We start from the raw sequence: 16,500 nt of genomic DNA, 5'->3' as shown, positions 1-16,500 counted from the left end.
CAGCCCAGCGGCCGTGTTCTTCGGGGGCGTGATCCGGGTTCACCCGGACGGTGAGCGCGCGTTTTTCGACGGCGATGGTGACCTTGGTGGCTTTGCCCGTCGGATCGCCGTCGAGCTGGGTCTCTTCCGGCACCGCAGTGCGCAGCACGATGGTTTCGGCGCGGTAGAAGTCGATCACCGGCAGCTTGCGATTGTGCTTGAACAGCACTTTGCCCATCATCGCGATCCAGCCCAGCGCGCTGCGCGGGCTCATCACGACGACGTCCAGGATCCCGTCGTCGATGAGTGCGCCGGGGATGAAATCGATGCCGCCCGGGAGCAGTCCGCAATTGGCGAACAACACCGAGCGGACTTTGCGCTGCTGGCTGGGAGCGTCGTCGAGCGCGACCGCGACCTTTTTCCGGCGCCCCGGCAGGTGCCGCACCCCGGCCTCGCTGTAGGCGAGCCAGCCGACCGACTTCTTTAATCCGTCATTGGTGTCGCCGACCACTTCGGCGTCCATGCCGATGCCGGCGATCACCAAGAAGGTGTGCGTCGAGTGTGCCCCGGAGACCGAGTTCTCCAGCTCCATGGTCGCGGTGTCCACCCGGCGTTGGTAGCCGAACAAAGCGGTGCGGACATTGGCGTCGACATTGTTGATGTCCAGGTCGAGGTTCCGGGCCAGCAGGTTCCCGGTGCCCAACGGGACCAAACCCATCGCCACCGGAGTGTGCTTGAGGACCTCCGCGACCACCCGCACGGTCCCGTCTCCGCCGCCGACCACCACGACGTCGGCCCCCCAGTTCAGCGCTTGCCGGGTTTGCGCATAGCCGGGATCTGCAACCGTGGTTTCCAAAAACAGCGGCTCCGGCCAGCCGGCGTCGGCGATCGCGGCCCGGATCGCAGACTTGGCCTGGTTCGCCTGGGCCTTGACCGGATTCAACACCACGGCGACCTTCTGCGGTCCGGACGGTCCGGGCTGTGCCGGTTCGCCGACCGCGCTCCGGTTGTGCTTCCGGCCCAACTTCCGGACCCCCCACCAGCTTGCGATGGAAAGGACCACTGCGCCGACGGCGATCAGTGTGATCCAGAGTGCGGGAGTCATAGTCTTCCTACAATAGTCCGTGCCAACTGCTGTGCTGACTGATTAACGTGCGGCGGCCGAATTAGTCCCGGGTGCCTCGCAAGCGAGGCTCGGGGCCCTCGGGTTATAGGCTTAGCTTCATGATCGATGTCAAAGACCTTTGTGAGAATCCGGATGTCTACCGAGCCAGCCAGCGTGCGCGCGGCGACAAGGAATCCCTGGTGGACTCGATCATTTCCGCGGACCAGTCCCGGAAGCACGCGATCACCTCCTTTGAGGCCTTGCGGGCCGAACAGAATGCCTTCGGGAAAAAGGTCGCCGCAGCCAAGGGCGAAGCGAAGCAGGAGTTGCTCGGCCAGGTCAAGGAGCTCGCCGGCCAGGTCAAAACCGCCGCAGTGGCGGCCGACGCGGCGCAGGCCGAGCTGGACGAACTGCTTAGGGCGTTCCCGAACCTGATCATCGACGGCGTGCCCACTGGCGGCGAGGCCGACTTCGAGCTGGTCAAAACGGTGGGCCAGCCGCGGGATTTTTCGGCGGCCGGGTTCGAACCCCGGGATCATCTGGAGATCGGCGAGTTGATCGGCGGCATCGACATGGAGCGCGGCGCGAAGGTCTCCGGTGCCCGGTTCAGCTTCCTCAAAGGCCCGGTGGCCAGGCTTGAAATCGCGCTCATGAACATGGCGCTCGACCAGGCTCTGCGGTACGGCTTCATTCCGATGATCACGCCGACCCTGGTCCGCCCGGAGACCATGGCGGGAACCGGATTCGATGTCAAGCACGATGACGAGATCTACCGCTTGGAAAAGGACGATCTCTACCTGGTCGGCACCTCGGAGGTGGCTCTGGCCGGTTACCACGGCGATGAGATCATCGACCTGTCGAAGGGGCCGCTGCGTTATGCCGGTTGGTCATCCTGCTACCGCCGCGAGGCCGGTTCGGCCGGCAAGGACACCCGGGGCATCATTCGGGTACACCAGTTCAACAAGCTCGAGATGTTCGTGTACACCACCTTGGACGAAGCCGAAGCGGAACACGCGAGGCTGCTGGCCTGGGAAGAGGAAATGCTGGCGAACCTCGGGGTGCCGTATCGGGTGATCGATACCGCCGCCGGAGATTTGGGGCTTTCCGCGGCGCGCAAATTCGACTGCGAAGCCTGGATTCCCAGTCAGGGCCAGTACCGCGAATTGACCTCGACCTCGAATTGCACGGGTTTCCAGGCGCGCCGGCTCAATATCCGGGAGCGGATCCCCGGCGTCGACGCCAAAGGCACCAGGCCGGTGGCCACCCTGAACGGAACCCTGGCAACCACGCGTTGGATCGTGGCGATTTTGGAGAACCATCAAAATGCCGACGGCACGGTCACGGTCCCGGAAAGGCTCCGCCCCTACCTCGGCGGCTTGGAAACGTTCGAGCTGGTCTGAGGCCGCAGCGATCCGGTGCGCAACGCGGCGTTGCAGGGCGGCATGATCGACGGCTGGATCAACCGCACCGACGGGCCGCCCTCGGTGGTGCTGCTGACCGTGCGGATGCCGAACGACGGTGCCGCTTCGGCCGTCGCGCAGGCGTACCTGAACGACCAGCAGGGACTCAGCCCGGACAAGGACCTGTCGTACCAGGGCGTGCAGGTGGTGACCACCGGCGGCGGCGTGTTCCGCACCGCCTACGTCGCGCACGGGTTCGTGGTCATCGTGGAGACCAGCGACCCGAACGAGCAGAACGCGGAGAACACCTTCCAGCAGCTGCTCACGCAGCAGCTCTCGCAGACCCCGCCGACCGTGCGCGGCTGACTCCCCCCTGTTCGACGCGGCCGCAGCGGGTATCCGGCGAGGCGGAACCGCGCGGAAGGTGTGCCGAGCACCGCTCGCGCGTGGGACACCTCCGCGGCCGTGCAGCCGGAAAGCGCCGCGCAGCTGTGGAATCCGAAGGGCTACGTGAACAACTCCTCGGCGCGGGCGCGCATCACGGCGCGCTGACCGTCCCCAGCAGCTCGGCGAGGGCGGCGGCGGAAACCGCCGGACCGAACTGCGCGGACACTCCGGCCATGCCCGCAGCGGACAGCCGCGACCAGGTGGCGTCGTCGGTGAGCAGCCGCACCACGGCCGCGGCCAGTCCCGGCGCGTCGTCGGCGACCAGCACGTCCCGCTCCGGTTCCAGGTGCATGCCTTCCAGCGCGAGCGTCGTGCCGGCCACCGGCACCCCGAACCCGGCGCTCTCGCCGACCTTGCCCTTCACCCCGGCGCCGAACCGCAAAGGGGCGAGCGTGACCCGCGCGCCGTCGTAGCGCGCCCGCAGGTCGGGCACCCAGCCGTGCACCTGCACGCCGTCCCCGGCCAACGCCAGCACGTCCTCGGTGGGGTTGGAGCCGACGACGTGCAGCACCGCGTCCGGGCACTGCTCGCGGACGAGCGGCATGATCTCGCGCGCCGCCCACAACGCCGCGTCCCGGTTCGGCGGGTGGTCGAAGCTGCCGACGAACAGCACGTCGCGGCGTCCCCACGGGTGCGCGGGCTCCGCGCGCACGTCGTGCACGTTGGACAGCACGCGCACGTCGGCGTCCGGGACGAGTTCGGCGAGCAGCTCCTGCTCGGCCTCCGAGACCACCAGCGTCACGTCGCAGGCCCGGGTCAGCCCGAGCTCCATCTCGCGGGACGCGAGAGCCTTGCGCCGCAACGACTTCGCCAGCTCCGGCTCCGCCTGCTCCGCGGCCAGCGCGGCCTGCCGCTGCAACCGCAGGAAGTGCACGTCCACCGTGTCGTAGGCGATCAGCGCCTGCGGCGCGTCGGTGCGCAGCTGTTCCACCAGGCTCCACGCGACCTGCGGGCGGGACAGCAGCGCCAGCGAGATCTCCGCGCCCGCTTCGGCCAGGAACGCCTGCTGGAGCTCGGGTGCGGGCAGCACGGTCACGCCGAGCTGCTGGAGGTCCCCGGTGTAGGGCTCCAGCCGGGCGTGGTTGCCGGGGAAGAACACCACCCGCGCGCCGAGTTCGACCAGCTGCGCCAGCATCCGGCGGATCCGCACCGACCCGGAGTCGAAGTCCGGCCGCGGTACCTGGTGGTCCTTGACCAGCACGATCGGCCCGCGATGCCCGCGAGTGCCGCGGTTGCGGGCCATCCAGAGGTTGCGCGGCGAGGCTTCCGGCAGGTGGTCGGCGAGCGCGTCGGCCCACTTGTCCACGAACACCTGCCGGTTGAGCTCCTGGTGCCGCTTCACGCCGGTGGACGCGTCGGTCCCGTTCGAGATGCCCTCGTGGTGCACCACCACGGCTTTCGGCTGCACCACGGTGCGGTAGCCGGCCGCGCGCACGGCGAACGCGAGGTCGGTGTCCTCGTAGTAGGCGGGCGCGAACCGGCCGTCGAAACCGCCGACCTCGCGGAACACCCCGGCGCGCACCAGGATCGCCGCACCGGAGCAGTAGTCGACGTCGCGGACGTCGTTGTACTCGGCGGCGTCCGGATCCCCGCCGCGGCCGAGGTTCCAGCCGGTGCCGTCGGACCACACGACGGCGCCGCACTCCTGCAGCCTGCCGTCGGGATAGACGAGTTTCGCGCCGACCAGCCCGATCCGCTCGTTCGAGTCCATCGTGGACATCAGGGTGTCCAACCAGGACTCGGTGACTTCGGCGTCGTTGTTCAGGAAGAACAGGTGCCTGCCGCGCGCGTGCTCGGCCCCGAGGTTGCAGGCACCGATGAACCCGAGGTTGCGCTCCGCGCGCACCAGCCGCACCCCGTCGCAGGCGGCGAGCTTGGCCGCGCTGTCGTCCGGCGAGGCGTCGTCCACCACGACCACCTCGAACGGCACCGACACCAGGTGCCCGGCGAGGAACCGCAGGCACTGCCGCGTGTAGGGCCACTTGCCGTGCACCGGCACGATCACGCTGACCACCGGCTCGTCGCTGCGCGGCACCGCGATCGGGCCGGTCTCCTGCTGCACGGCCGGGCGCGCCGAACCGGGCTCGCGGCCCAGGGCGATCTCGTAGACGTCGCGGCGGGTGGTGCCGCGCGGCGCGACGCGCTCCACGACGGTGCGGTACTTGCGCACGGCGCGCTGCACCAGCGCGGAGTTCTGCGCTTCCAGTTCGGCGTTGCGGGTGGTCAGCTCACCGGCGCGGTGCTCGGCTCCGGCGGCGCGCTCCTCCAGCCGAGCGACGGTTTCGCGCAACCACTCGATGCGGGCCCCGTCGCGTTCCGCGTTCCGGCGAGCGCCTTCGACCAATTCGTTGACCTGCGCCAACTCGGCGCGGAAGCGTTCGCGTTCGGACTCGGCCGCCACGGCGCGCCGTTCCTCGGCCTTGCGCAGCTCTTCGAGCCGGGCGACCGCGCCCTTCAGCTCGTCCGCTTCCGCGCGGCTGCTTCGGTAGAGCTCGTTGAGCTTGGCCACGTCGGCGACGGCCTCGTCGCGCTGCTCGACGACCGGGCGCACGTCCTGCGCACCGCGGGCCAGCGTCAGCTCGTCGTCGAGCAGCACCGCCGCGGCAGGCAGCTTCGGCAACCGCCGATCCGACGCGACGCCGAGCAGGTAGGTGTGCGGCAGGCCCTGGTGCACCGTCCACGACTCGGAGCTCTCGCGGTGCAAGGTCTGCAACCGGACGCCCTCGATCGCGGTGTCCGGATCACCGTGGTCGGCGGGCGCGAGCACCGAACCGACCGCGGTGTTCTGCTTGAGCACCGCCACGTGCCGGAACGCGCCCTCCAGCAGCGAATCGAACTCCGCGGCGGAGAGCTCCTTGGCGTGGAACGGGTTGTCGTTGCCGTGCGCGTGCTGGTAGATCGTCGTGTCCGGTGTGCTGACCAGGAACAACCCGCCCTGTTGCAGGCTCGAGCGGACCAGTGCGAGCACCGCGTCGTGATCTTCGACGTGCTCGATCGCCTCGAAGCACACGACCACGTCGAACGGCTTCTCCTCGGCCAGCGCCGCCGGATCGGTGATCGAGCCGGTGCGGAACGAGACGCCGCGGCCGCCGTAGCGCCGCGTCGCGTGCTGCACCGCGGCCGGGTCGACGTCGAGACCCACCACCTCGGCGCCTTCGGCGGCCAGCAGCGCAGCGCCGTAGCCCTCGCCGCAGGCCAGGTCGAGCACCCGCTTGCCGCGCACGAACCGGGCGGCCAGCGCGTAGCGGTGGTAGTGCTCGTAGATCACCTGCACGTCGTCTGCCCAGGGCACGCAGCGCTCCCCGGTCCAGTCCAGCCACCGGTCGCCGTCCTCGTCCATGTCCAAACCCCTCGCGCGCCGTTCGCCGAGCAGGCTAGCGCCTCGCCGTGGCGCCCCGGACCGGGTTCGCATGAAGGAGTTCTCATCCACAATTCATCGCGCACCCCCGACGCGACCGGGAGGGTGGAGCCATGCGGTCGGTGCCCCGGTTGTCCTTGCTGCTCGCCGCGCTGGCGCTGCCGCTGCTCGTCGTCGTGCTCAGCTACGCGTTGACCGAAGGCCCGCGAACTCCGCAGGTGCCCGCCGAAGTGCGCGTCGGCATCTCCCCCGGTCCGTCCACGCCGGTGCCGACGGCGCCCGCGCCGAGCACCGGCCCCGCCCCGACCGCGGAGTTGCCGCCACCCGAACCGGACGATGACGACGAGCCCGAACCGGACGACCCCGACGATGACTGAGCCGCTGCGCGGCATCCGCCTCCCGGCCCGCGCGAAGATCATGGCGTGGATGCTGCTCGTGCTGGTCGCGGTGCTGACCGCGGTGGTCCTGCTGGTGTGGCAGTTCCTGCACAACGAGGCGATGAACAAGGTCACCGGCTCGATGGAGCAGGAAGTCGGCGAGTTCGTCAACTACGCCCGCACCGGGCGCGACCCCGCCACCGGCGCGCTGCTCGGCGACCCGGCGCAGCTGTTCGACTCCCACCTCGGCCGCCAGTACCCGGACGCCTGGGAGGCGCTGATCGGGGCGTGGCAGACCCCGACCGGCCTGGACTGGCGGATGCAGTCGCAGGACACCGGCACCAAGCGGGCGGTGCAGGAACCCGGCCTGCTGGAACGCATCACCGCCGACCCCCGCGCACACGGCACCGCGCAGACCGGTGCCGGACCGGTGCGCTGGGTGAAGGTGCAGGCGGTGACCGCCCAGGGCGGGCGGGCGTGGTTCGTCACCGCGCACTTCACCGAGCACGAACTCGCCGAGGTCCGCCGCGCCGCGCAGACGCTCACGCTGGTCAGCGCGTTCGGCGTGCTGCTGGCCGCCGGTTCTTCGTGGGTGGTCGCGGGCGCCATCCTGGCGCCGGTGCGCACCGTGCGGCACACCGCGGCCGAGATCAGCGAGCACGACCTGACCCGGCGCATCCCGGTCGAGGGGCGCGACGACATCGCCGCGCTGGCCTACCAGTTCAACGCGATGCTGGACCGGCTGGAGGCCGCGTTCCGCACCCAGCGGCAGTTCGTCGACGACGCCAGCCACGAGCTGCGCACCCCGAGCACGATCGTGCGCGGACACCTCGAACTGCTCGGGGACGACCCGGCCGAGCGCGACGAGGTGGTCCGGTTGTGCACCGACGAGCTGGACCGGATGACCCGGATCGTCGAGGAGCTGCTGATGCTGGCCAAGGCCGACCGGCCGGATTTCGTGACGCCCACCGACTTCCCGCTGGCGGAGCTGACCAGCGACATCGAGGCGAAGGTCCGCTCGCTCGGGGACCGCAGATGGGTGCTGGAGAGCATCGGCGAGGGCGACGTCGTGGTCGACCCGCAACGGCTGACCCAGGCGATGGTGCAGCTAGCGCAGAACGCGGTGCAGCACACCGAGGACGGATCGGAGATCCGGCTCGGCTCCGCGCTGGACCGCGGGCGCCTGGCGCTGTGGGTGACCGACCGCGGGCCGGGCGTCGAGGCCGCCGAGGTGGAGCGGATCTTCGGCCGGTTCGCGCACGGCAGCTCCGGGCGCCGCGGCGGTGCCGGGCTGGGGCTGGCGATCGTGGCCGCGATCGCCGAAGCGCACCACGGCGCCGTCCGGGTGCGCTCCGAACCCGGGTCCGGGGCCACGTTCACCCTCGAGCTGCCCGCCCGGCCGCCGGCGACCGCCCCTTCCCCGACCGCCGAGGAGGCGCACTGATGAGCAAGATCCTGATCATCGAGGACGAGGGGCGGATCGCGGCGTTCCTGGAGAAGGGGCTGCGCGCGAACGGGTTCAGCACCACCTCGGTCGGCGACGGGGACAGCGCGTTCCGGCACCTGATCAGTGGTGATTTCGACTTGGCGGTGCTCGACCTGGGGCTGCCGGGTCCGGACGGCTTCGCGGTGCTGCAGCAGGTCCGGGCGCGGCAGGTGAGCATCCCGGTGATCATCCTGACGGCGCGGGACTCGGTCAGCGACACGGTCGCCGGGCTGGAAGGCGGCGCGGACGACTACATGACCAAGCCGTTCCGGTTCGAGGAGCTGCTGGCGCGGGTGCGGCTGCGGCTGCGCTCGGCGGAGCGCACGCCGGACGTGACGGTGCTGCGCGAGGGGGAGCTGTCGCTGGACCTGCGGACCCGCCGGGTGCAGCTGCCGGATTCGACGGTGGACCTCACGGCGCGGGAGTTCGCGATGCTGGAGCTGTTCTTGCGGCATTCCGGGCAGGTGCTGTCCCGGGAGCAGATCCTCTCGCACGTGTGGGGTTACGACTTCGATCCCGGTTCCAACGTCGTGGACGTCTACGTGCGCGCGCTGCGCCGCAAGATCGGCAGCGACCGGATTCGGACGGTGCGCGGGATGGGCTACCGGCTCGGGGCGTGAGCCTGCGGTGCTCGCCGGCGCGGCGCGGATCGCAGTTGTGCACACTTGTGGACAACTCGATCCACAGCTGTGCACAACCCGGCCCACAACCCCGTTCATCCACAGGCCGGACCTGTGGAAACGGGATTTGTCCACAACTTGTGGACGGCATGTTTCCGCTGGCGAAGCCGCACAGTGCGGAAAGCTGAAGGACGACTCGTCAACCGTTCACGTTCGCTTCGCCGAGCCGTCCACCGCCCGTTCCCGCGAAAGCGTCCGGAGGCGTCTGGAACGGCACCGTCCACAGGTTGCGAGCTGATCGCGGGCGCCCTCCGACGGCGCCCGGGCCGATCAACAGAGCAGTGCTCAGCGGACTCAACCCACGGCGACCCGTCCGGCGCCGTGGCAGGTGATTCCCGCGCGGCGCAGCATGTCCGGGTCGAGGTGGTTGCGGGTGTCCACCACGACCGGCCCGGCCAGCAGCCCGGCCACGCGCGGCCACTCCAGCGCCCGGAATTGCGGCCACTCGGTCAGCACCACGAGCCCCGCCGATCCCTTCGCCGCCTCGTACGGGTCGTCGACCAGCGAAACCACGCCCTGCAGGCCCGGCTCGTCACCGCACAACCCCGGGTCGCAGGCCACCAGCTCCGCACCCCGCGCGGCCAGCAGCTCCGCGACCGCCAGCGCCGGAGAATCCCGCAGGTCGTCGGTGCCCGCCTTGAACGTGAGCCCGAGCAGGCCCAGCCGCACCCCCTCCAGCGAGCGCCGCAAGCCTTCCCCGCACGCGTCGGCGACCTTGTCCACCACGCGCTCGCGCTGCCGCGCGTTCGAGTCGATCGCCGCACCGAGCAGTTCGAACTCGAATCCCACCGACGAGGCGACCCGCATCATCGCCGCGGTGTCCTTCGGCAGGCACGAGCCGCCCCAGCCCGGCCCGGGCTGCAGGAAGGACTGCCCGATCCGCCGGTCGTAGCCCATGCCCTCGGTGACGTCGGAGATGTTCGCGCCGAGCCGCTCGCACAGCTCGGCCACCGCGTTCACGTAGGACAACTTGGTGGCCAGGAAGCAGTTCGCCGCGTACTTGACCAGTTCGGCGCTGGCGGCGTCGGTCAGCACGGTCGGCGCGCCGAGGCGCGCGTAGAGCGCGGCGACCCGCTCGGCGGCGTCCTGCGAGTCGGATCCGACGACGATCCGGTCGGGGTTGAGGAAGTCGTGCACCGCGGAACCTTCGCGCAGGAACTCCGGGTTGGACACGGTCGGCACGTCCGGTCGCCCGACCAGCTCGGCCACCCGCGCCGAGGTACCGACCGGCACGGTCGACTTGCACACCAGCACGCACCCGGAAGGCAGCGCGCAGGCGACCTCGGACACGACCGACTCCACCGCCGCCAGATCCGCCGCGCCGTCGGCCCCCATCGGAGTCGGCACGCACAGGAACACCACCTCGGCATCGGCGACCGCACCGGCCGAACCGACCGCGAACTCCAGCCGCCCCGCCGCGATCCCCTCGGCGACCAGCTCGGCGAGCCCGGGTTCGAGGATCCCCACCTCACCGCGGGACAAGCGCGCCACCTTCGCCGCGTCCACATCGCTGCACACCACCCGATGCCCCAGCGACGCCAGACACGCCCCGGTGGTCAACCCGACGTAACCGGTTCCGACGACCACGATCCGGCGAGCGAACACGGTGCACCGACCTCCCAGCACGCGGCCCGGCCGGGAAACCCCAGGCCGGAAAGCTGATCCGATCGGATCGTGGCACAGTTCGACGCACCGGGAAGCCCTTTTGAAAACTGTTCACGCACTGCTGCCCGCACGGTGGCAACCCGGTATCCGGCCGTTCAACACCCCCCAGCACCGAATCCCGGTGCAGCAGGCGACCGATCAGTTCTTCGACCGCACCGAGTCCACGAACAGCTGGAACTGTGGCAGCAACCCGTCGATCTCCTCGGCCGGGGCAGTGAGCACCAGCCGCACCACAGCGCGATGCTGCGGCTGGTGCACATCAGGCATTTCCAAGTAAACCTGGCATTGCGTCAAGTCCTGCACCTCGTCACCGGTCATCGTGACGATCTTCAGCAACTGGGTGAGCCCGGGGGATTCCGCATCCCCCACTTCGGTCCGCTTCAGCACGGAAACCTGGGAGCCGGCGTCCGCCAGCTGCTGCACCGACTCGTCGGCAATCGTCGGCAGCTCCACTTCATCCGAACGATGTCCGCCGTCGATCGTGATGTTGGTGGTGAAGCCGGGACCTTGCGAGGCCGTGCGCAGTGCGACGAAGGCGGCGCCCGGGGCGCCGACGTCGTCCGGGCGGGCAGGCGTCCAACCGTCCGGCAGCCGGAAGTTGAGCGGCACCGGCATCGACGTGACCATTTCGAACTCCATTCGGTGGTACAGGCGGGGCGGCCATGCGCTGTGGCGGTCAGGAGAGTCCGACGAAATCGCCGACGGCACCGGCGGCATCGCCAGCGGTTTTGGTGACCTTGGCCGGGTCGACGGTGACTTCGAACCCCAGTTTGCCGCCGAGCCCCGGGGCCAACCCTGCGTTTGCGCCGATCTCGAATTCCCCGTCCTCGTTCATGCCGAAATCAACTCCGGCTTCGGCGCCGGCACCGGCCCATCCCTCGGCATTGCCGGTCACACCGATACCGCCGACATCGGCGCTTCCTTCGACGCTACCCTTCGCGCCTGCGAACGCGTCGGCCTCCGCGGAAAGCCCGCCCTTGCCCAGCGTCGTGCTGGCGCCGGCGCGTGCACCTGCCATCCCTTCGGCCTTGCCGCCGACCGCCAGCGGACCAGCCTCGGCCTTGGTCTCCGCACTAGCTTTCGCCCCGAGCATCGCTTCGGCGGTTCCCGCGACGCCGTCTTTGCTGAAGGACGCGGACGCTGTGGCTTCGGCTAGCACGCCCGCTTCTGCCTTGCCGCTGAGTTTGAACAGGTCGTTGCTCACCGACCCCTCGGCACTGGCCTTGGCGAGTTCGGCATAGGCACGAATCTGCCCCAGCTGGCCTTTCGGTCCTGCTCCGGAGGCTGCGACCCCGGCGCCCGGCCCGCTGACCCCGGCCTTGCCGTCCGTTTTCCATGTGCTGGTCACAGCATCGACAAGCGCACCGAGCGCGCCTTGTCCTGCACCCGGCCGACCGCCGACGGCGCCAGCGGTACGCATCCCCACCTCGTCGACCTGGTTGCGAGCCCGGTCGAGCTGTTCACGCGCTTCTTGCCGCAGCTTCTCTCCCGGGTCCGAGGAGGCACCCAGAACGCTCGACGGGCCACCCGCCGCTTCGTTCGCGTTAGCGCGTTCCATCGCCGCCTGGTGCGCTGCGGTGGCTTGCCCTGTCGCCACTTCGCCCTGTTCCCAGAGTTCAACAGCTTGAGCCGCCTGAGATTGTGCCCAGCGCAACGTGCGCGCGTACTCGATCAAGGCACGGCAAGCGTCTTCGACCGCATCGCTGCTCTTGAGCCATTTCGGCGGTTCCTTGCTGAAAGCAGTCGTGAACCCTTCGCTGGCCTCGCCCTTCCAGCTGCCGACATCGACCCGCTTCAACTCATCGCCGATGCCGGACAGCTTGTGTCCCTCGACGCGCAGTTCGCGGGCCTTCCCATCGATCGCGTCCGGTTCGCCCGGCACGAGCGCCTTCGGATCGGTGGTCTGCCCCAGTTCCGCCGCCATCAGACGCCCCCATCGGATTGCTGGATTGACTGCCGTGCCGCGTCGTCGCCGACCTCGTAAGTCCGCGCGGATTCGCGCAGCGAATCGCCCGCCGATTCCGCGGTCTGTTTCAGCACGTTCACCGAGGACTCCAGACCCGAGCAAAAGTCGCGGAAAGCCGCGCTCAGCGCGCCGTGCCCGAAATCCATTCCGTCGCGGCCGATCCGCGCGAATACTTCAGCATCGGCTCCGCTTACCACTTCGGATATGTTCGACGCCAGCTTCCGCAATTCTTCGGGACCCACATCGAAGCCTTCCCCCATGCGCAAATCCTCTTCTTTCAGAGCATACCCGGACCCCGTTCAAATTGACCGATTCCGGATACGCCTAACCTTCCCCCGGGGAACGACCCCGCAGCTCGTGAGTATCCCGACGCGGACTACCGCTACCGCTGACCATCGTGTTGCTTCGGAACCAACGCGGAGCTTTTCGGGCCCGTCGATCCTCAGAGCTTTCCAAAGCTGACCGCACGCCAGGTCCAGCCGCACCCGATCACTGCGTCCTGCAATGGGTTCTTCAGCTCACCCGTGGAAAACTTGTAGTCCACGACCTTGTCATATTCGCCTTTCTTATTGAAGGCGAACGTTTTCTGGAACGAAACCTCACGCTTCTGCCCACGATGCTTCTCCACAGAGCGGGACAGCTCCGGCACGCCGGATTTCCACTCGACCTGCCATTCCTCATCGACCGAGCGGACTTCGCACTGCTGCGGGTCGTATCGCATCAGCACCTTGAACGTCCTGGTGAGGCCGACTTTAGCGAAAAACGTGTACCAGTCGGCATCAACGATGCGCCACTCCGCTACCAGGTCGACCGACTCCGCCGAGCCGTCCCGGACCAGGTACGGCGCGGCCGGATCGTTCACCGTCAGCAGCGCCTCGTGCACCTCGTGCACGGGACGCGGTTGCACGCCGGTCCCCGGTCGCTTCGTGCCGGTGAGCCAATCGAACATCCCCATAGCCGGGTGCATCCCTCCGCAAGACTGGTCGACTTCGGGCGGAACGCTAGCAGGGATCTGCCCGCAGAAATGGCAACTTTGCGGAACTATCCGAGGTGGGGTCGACCCAAGGCGACCAGTACTGGAAAGCAGGCTCGCAGTACCGTTCGGTGCGCACCGATCGACTAGGAGGATTCCCATGCAGATCAGCGGTACCGCGGCGATCGTGACCGGCGCGGCATCGGGGCTCGGGGCGGCGACGGCGCGGGCGCTCGCCGAGCGGGGAGCGCGCGTGTTCGGCATCGACCTGCCGGACACCGTGGGCAAGGCGCCGCTCGTGGACGGCGTGACCTACAGCGACGCGGACGTCTCCGACCCCGAGCAGGTGCAGACCGCGGTCGAGCAGGCCGCCGGTGCGAGCGTGCCGCTGCGGATCGTGGTCAACTGCGCGGGCATCGGGCCGTCCGCGCGGATCAGCGGCAAGCAGGGGCCGCACGACCTGGACATGTTCCGCAAGGTTCTCGAGGTCATCCTGCTCGGCACGTTCAACGTGCTGCGGCTGGCCGCGCCGGCGATCCGCGCCACCGAAGCTGACCAGGAAGGTCAGCGCGGGGTGGTGGTGAACACCGCCTCCGTCGCCGCCTACGACGGCCAGATCGGCCAAGCCGCCTACGCAGCGTCCAAGGGCGGAGTGGCCAGCCTGACGCTGCCCGCCGCGCGGGACCTCGCCTCCTCCGGGATCCGGGTGATGACCATCGCCCCCGGCATCGTGGACACCCCGATGCTGGCCACGGTCAGCGAGGAGTACCGCAGCGGGCTCGCCGAAGGCGTGCCGTTCCCGAAGCGGCTGGCCGTGCCCGGCGACTACGCGCTGCTGGCGACGAACATCATCGAGCACGACTACCTCAACGGCGAGGTCGTGCGCATGGACGGAGGGCTGCGAATGGCGCCAAAATGATCGCCAAAGCGGTCACGGCGCTGAAGGGACTCGGCGATGAGCTCGATGAATGCCGTCCAGTACACCGAAGTCGGCGGAAAGCCGCAGGTGGTCGAGATTCCGATCCCGCAGCCGGGCCCCGGGCAGGTGCTGCTGCGCGTGCTCGCCGCGGGCATGTGCCACTCGGACATCACGGTGATGAGCTGGCCGGCGGAAGACCTCCCGTACCCGATGCCGCTGACGCTGGGCCACGAAGGCGTCGGCGAGATCGCCGCGCTCGGGCCCGGGGTCCGCACGTTGTCCGAGGGCGACCAGGTCGCGGTGTACGGCCCGTGGGGCTGCGGGGCGTGCCACAAGTGCGCCGCGGGCAAGGAGAACTACTGCCCGCGGGCCGCCGACCTCGGCATCATGCCGCCGGGCCTCGGTTCGCCCGGGGCGATGGCCGAGTACATGCTCGTCGACGACCCGCGGCACGTCGTGCCGCTGCGCGGGTTGGACCCGGTGGCTGCGGCGCCGCTGACCGACGCAGGGCTCACCCCGTACCACGCGATCAAGCGCTCGCTGCCGAAGCTGGTCGCGGGCAGCACCGCGGTCGTCATCGGCACCGGCGGCCTGGGGCACCTGGGCGTGCAGATGCTGCGCGAGATGACTCCGGCGCAGGTCATCGCACTGGACGTCGCGGACAGCGCGTTGCAGCTAGCGAGCGAGGTCGGCGCGCACCACGCATTGCGCTCGGACGAGTCGGCACCGGCGAAGGTGCTGGAGCTGACCGGTGGACTCGGCGCCGAGGTCGTCCTCGACTTCGTCGGTGCCGAACCCACCGTGCAGATCGCCAGCCGCTGCGTCGCAGTGGAAGGCGACGTCACGATCGTCGGCGTCGCAGGCGGGCGGCTGCAGGTGGGGTTCGGTTCGCCGCCGTTCGAGGTGTCGGTCGCCGCGCCGTACTGGGGCGCCCGCGACGAGCTGATCGAGGTGCTGGAAATGGCGCGTTCCGGCGCGCTGACCGTGCACACCGAGACCTACGGCATCGACGAGGCGCCGCTGGCGTACGAGCGGCTGCACCGCGGGGAGATCACCGGCCGCGCCGTGATCGTGCCCTGAGCAACTCGTTTTGCCCAGGTCGTCGCTCGGCAGTGCCGAACGCAGGTTCCGAGACGGGCACTGACGAACCAGCTCACAGATCCTCGGCGTACGGGACCTGCTCCGCGGCGGTGGAGGTCATCCAGCGCCGGATCGTCCACGTGGCCCGCACGTCGTCCTCGTTGTACTCCAGCAGGCGACGGCGCTGCGACAGCACCGGTGCGTAGCCGTCCAGGCCCACCGCGTCGCGATACCAGCGCATCGAGTTCTCGCCGCCGGCCTCGTCGTCGCGCCAGTGGAACCCGGCGCTCGGCGCGATCACCTTCAACCCCTTGCCGTGCGGGCACAGGAACTGGTCGCGGACCGCCGCGAACAGGTCGACCCACTCGTCCGAGCCGATGAACTCGCGGACCCGGGCCACCTCGGGAATACCGGGCTTGCCTGCGAACCGTTCCGCCGAGGACAGCATCCACCGGTTCTCGGCCAGCTCGTTGTAGCAGTACGCGCGGAACGTGAGCCCTCGCGCGTGCGCCTTCGCGCGCAGCTCGGTGAACCAGGTCCAGAACTCGGCGAAGGACCGCGCCTCGTCGTCGGACGGCAGCGGATCCCAGGTCACGAACGCGCGGTAGCCCGGTTCTTCGCCGACGTCCGTGCCGGACAACCAGCAGCCCCACATGTAGGCGCCGGAGTCGGCGTAGCTCTCCATGTCCACGTCGACCTCGATGTCGGCGCGCGGCACCGCCAGCCGCCGCACCCGGCGCACCAGCGGCAGCTCCCGCAGCCACGCCTTGGCCAACAGCACCGCGTCGGCGCCGCGGCCCGGCGACAGCTGCACCTCCGGCAGCCGTTCCGCGGGCAGCGCGGCGAGCTCGTCGACGGTGCCGACCCCGGCATCCCGCATCGCCGTCGCTTCTTCGCCGCGCACGACGAGGCTCACGTCGCGCCGCTCGCGCAGCTCGGTTTCGCAGGTGGGCCACCAGGGGCAGCCCTTGCACTCGGTGATCCGGGACGGCTGCGCCAGCGGCTCGGCGCCCGCGGCGGCCGCGGTGGCGACGGCGAGCCGGTCGGCGAACCGCGCGTCGTACT

16 protein-coding genes are annotated in these 16,500 nt (G+C 69.6%); 8 read left to right on the top strand and 8 right to left on the bottom strand.

Going from position 1 to position 16,500, the window contains the following annotated elements; translation table 11 throughout:
* Positions 1 to 1,084, bottom strand: a 1,084-nt coding sequence (locus IJH84_RS26225) for a diacylglycerol kinase family protein (protein ID WP_295150158.1), incomplete at its 3' end; no start/stop codon positions are given.
* Between the two features lie 119 nt (positions 1,085 to 1,203).
* Here IJH84_RS26225 and serS point away from each other — a divergent pair.
* Genes serS through IJH84_RS26210 form a run of 3 tightly spaced genes read left to right on the top strand, consistent with a single transcriptional unit; the run spans position 1,204 to position 3,036 of the window.
* Positions 1,204 to 2,484, top strand: coding sequence for a serine--tRNA ligase (gene serS / locus IJH84_RS26220; RefSeq protein ID WP_295150155.1), 1,281 nt, complete (start codon positions 1,204 to 1,206; stop codon positions 2,482 to 2,484).
* A gap of 15 nt (positions 2,485 to 2,499) precedes the next feature.
* Positions 2,500 to 2,850, top strand: coding sequence for a hypothetical protein (locus IJH84_RS26215; RefSeq protein WP_295150152.1), 351 nt, complete (start codon positions 2,500 to 2,502; stop codon positions 2,848 to 2,850).
* Between the two features lie 60 nt (positions 2,851 to 2,910).
* Positions 2,911 to 3,036 carry a hypothetical protein gene (locus IJH84_RS26210; protein WP_255520697.1) on the top strand — a complete coding sequence of 42 codons (126 nt, stop codon included), beginning with the start codon at positions 2,911 to 2,913 and terminating at the stop codon, positions 3,034 to 3,036.
* On the opposite strand, the gene IJH84_RS26205 is transcribed toward IJH84_RS26210, so the two are convergent.
* Positions 3,023 to 6,271: a glycosyltransferase gene (locus IJH84_RS26205; protein WP_295150146.1), complete on the bottom strand. Its 3,249-nt coding sequence runs from the start codon at positions 6,269 to 6,271 to the stop codon at positions 3,023 to 3,025. The two genes, IJH84_RS26210 and IJH84_RS26205, sit on opposite strands and share 14 nt — an antisense overlap.
* A gap of 131 nt (positions 6,272 to 6,402) precedes the next feature.
* Between IJH84_RS26205 and IJH84_RS26200 the strand changes: the two genes are divergently transcribed.
* The 3 genes from IJH84_RS26200 to IJH84_RS26190 are packed head-to-tail and all read left to right on the top strand — an operon-like array spanning position 6,403 to position 8,772.
* On the top strand, positions 6,403 to 6,666 hold the full coding sequence (locus IJH84_RS26200; protein ID WP_200068084.1) for a hypothetical protein: 264 nt from the start codon (positions 6,403 to 6,405) through the stop codon (positions 6,664 to 6,666).
* A complete protein-coding gene (locus tag IJH84_RS26195; RefSeq protein WP_295150143.1) occupies positions 6,659 to 8,110 on the top strand; it encodes an ATP-binding protein in 1,452 nt (483 codons plus the stop codon). Before IJH84_RS26200 ends, IJH84_RS26195 begins: the two co-directional genes overlap by 8 nt.
* On the top strand, positions 8,110 to 8,772 hold the full coding sequence (locus IJH84_RS26190) for a response regulator transcription factor (RefSeq protein WP_200068082.1): 663 nt from the start codon (positions 8,110 to 8,112) through the stop codon (positions 8,770 to 8,772). The genes IJH84_RS26195 and IJH84_RS26190 overlap by 1 nt, the downstream gene beginning before the upstream one ends.
* A 354-nt stretch (positions 8,773 to 9,126) precedes the next feature.
* Here the strand turns inward: IJH84_RS26190 and IJH84_RS26185 are convergent, their stop codons facing one another.
* The 5 genes from IJH84_RS26185 to IJH84_RS26165 form a co-directional block, all read right to left on the bottom strand.
* Entirely contained in the window at positions 9,127 to 10,437 is a 1,311-nt protein-coding gene (locus tag IJH84_RS26185; protein WP_295150140.1) for a UDP-glucose/GDP-mannose dehydrogenase family protein, read from the bottom strand.
* A gap of 198 nt (positions 10,438 to 10,635) precedes the next feature.
* Positions 10,636 to 11,214, bottom strand: a complete 579-nt coding sequence (locus IJH84_RS26180) for a hypothetical protein (protein ID WP_295150137.1) — start codon at positions 11,212 to 11,214, stop codon at positions 10,636 to 10,638.
* Entirely contained in the window at positions 11,174 to 12,421 is a 1,248-nt protein-coding gene (locus tag IJH84_RS26175; RefSeq protein WP_295150134.1) for a putative T7SS-secreted protein, read from the bottom strand. The genes IJH84_RS26180 and IJH84_RS26175 overlap by 41 nt, the downstream gene beginning before the upstream one ends.
* Positions 12,421 to 12,723: a type VII secretion target gene (locus IJH84_RS26170; RefSeq protein ID WP_295150131.1), complete on the bottom strand. Its 303-nt coding sequence runs from the start codon at positions 12,721 to 12,723 to the stop codon at positions 12,421 to 12,423. The genes IJH84_RS26175 and IJH84_RS26170 overlap by 1 nt, the downstream gene beginning before the upstream one ends.
* Positions 12,724 to 12,905: 182 nt before the next feature.
* Entirely contained in the window at positions 12,906 to 13,418 is a 513-nt protein-coding gene (locus IJH84_RS26165) for a hypothetical protein (RefSeq protein WP_200068077.1), read from the bottom strand.
* A gap of 178 nt (positions 13,419 to 13,596) precedes the next feature.
* On the opposite strand from IJH84_RS26165, the gene IJH84_RS26160 reads away from it, so the two are divergent.
* Both IJH84_RS26160 and IJH84_RS26155 read left to right on the top strand, forming a co-directional pair.
* Positions 13,597 to 14,355, top strand: a complete 759-nt coding sequence (locus tag IJH84_RS26160; protein ID WP_295150128.1) for an SDR family NAD(P)-dependent oxidoreductase — start codon at positions 13,597 to 13,599, stop codon at positions 14,353 to 14,355.
* A gap of 36 nt (positions 14,356 to 14,391) precedes the next feature.
* Positions 14,392 to 15,435, top strand: coding sequence for an NAD(P)-dependent alcohol dehydrogenase (locus tag IJH84_RS26155; protein ID WP_307849834.1), 1,044 nt, complete (start codon positions 14,392 to 14,394; stop codon positions 15,433 to 15,435).
* Between the two features lie 73 nt (positions 15,436 to 15,508).
* Here the strand turns inward: IJH84_RS26155 and IJH84_RS26150 are convergent.
* Positions 15,509 to 16,500 (bottom strand): TM0106 family RecB-like putative nuclease (locus IJH84_RS26150; protein WP_295150125.1); only part of this gene is annotated, 992 nt, incomplete at its 5' end.

Source organism: Saccharopolyspora sp. (assembly GCF_017434145.1).
GTDB classification, from domain to species: Bacteria; Actinomycetota; Actinomycetes; order Mycobacteriales; family Pseudonocardiaceae; genus Saccharopolyspora_C; species Saccharopolyspora_C galaxeae.
Note: the sequence above shows the minus strand (reverse complement) of the source record. Positions and strands in the feature narration are given on the sequence as shown.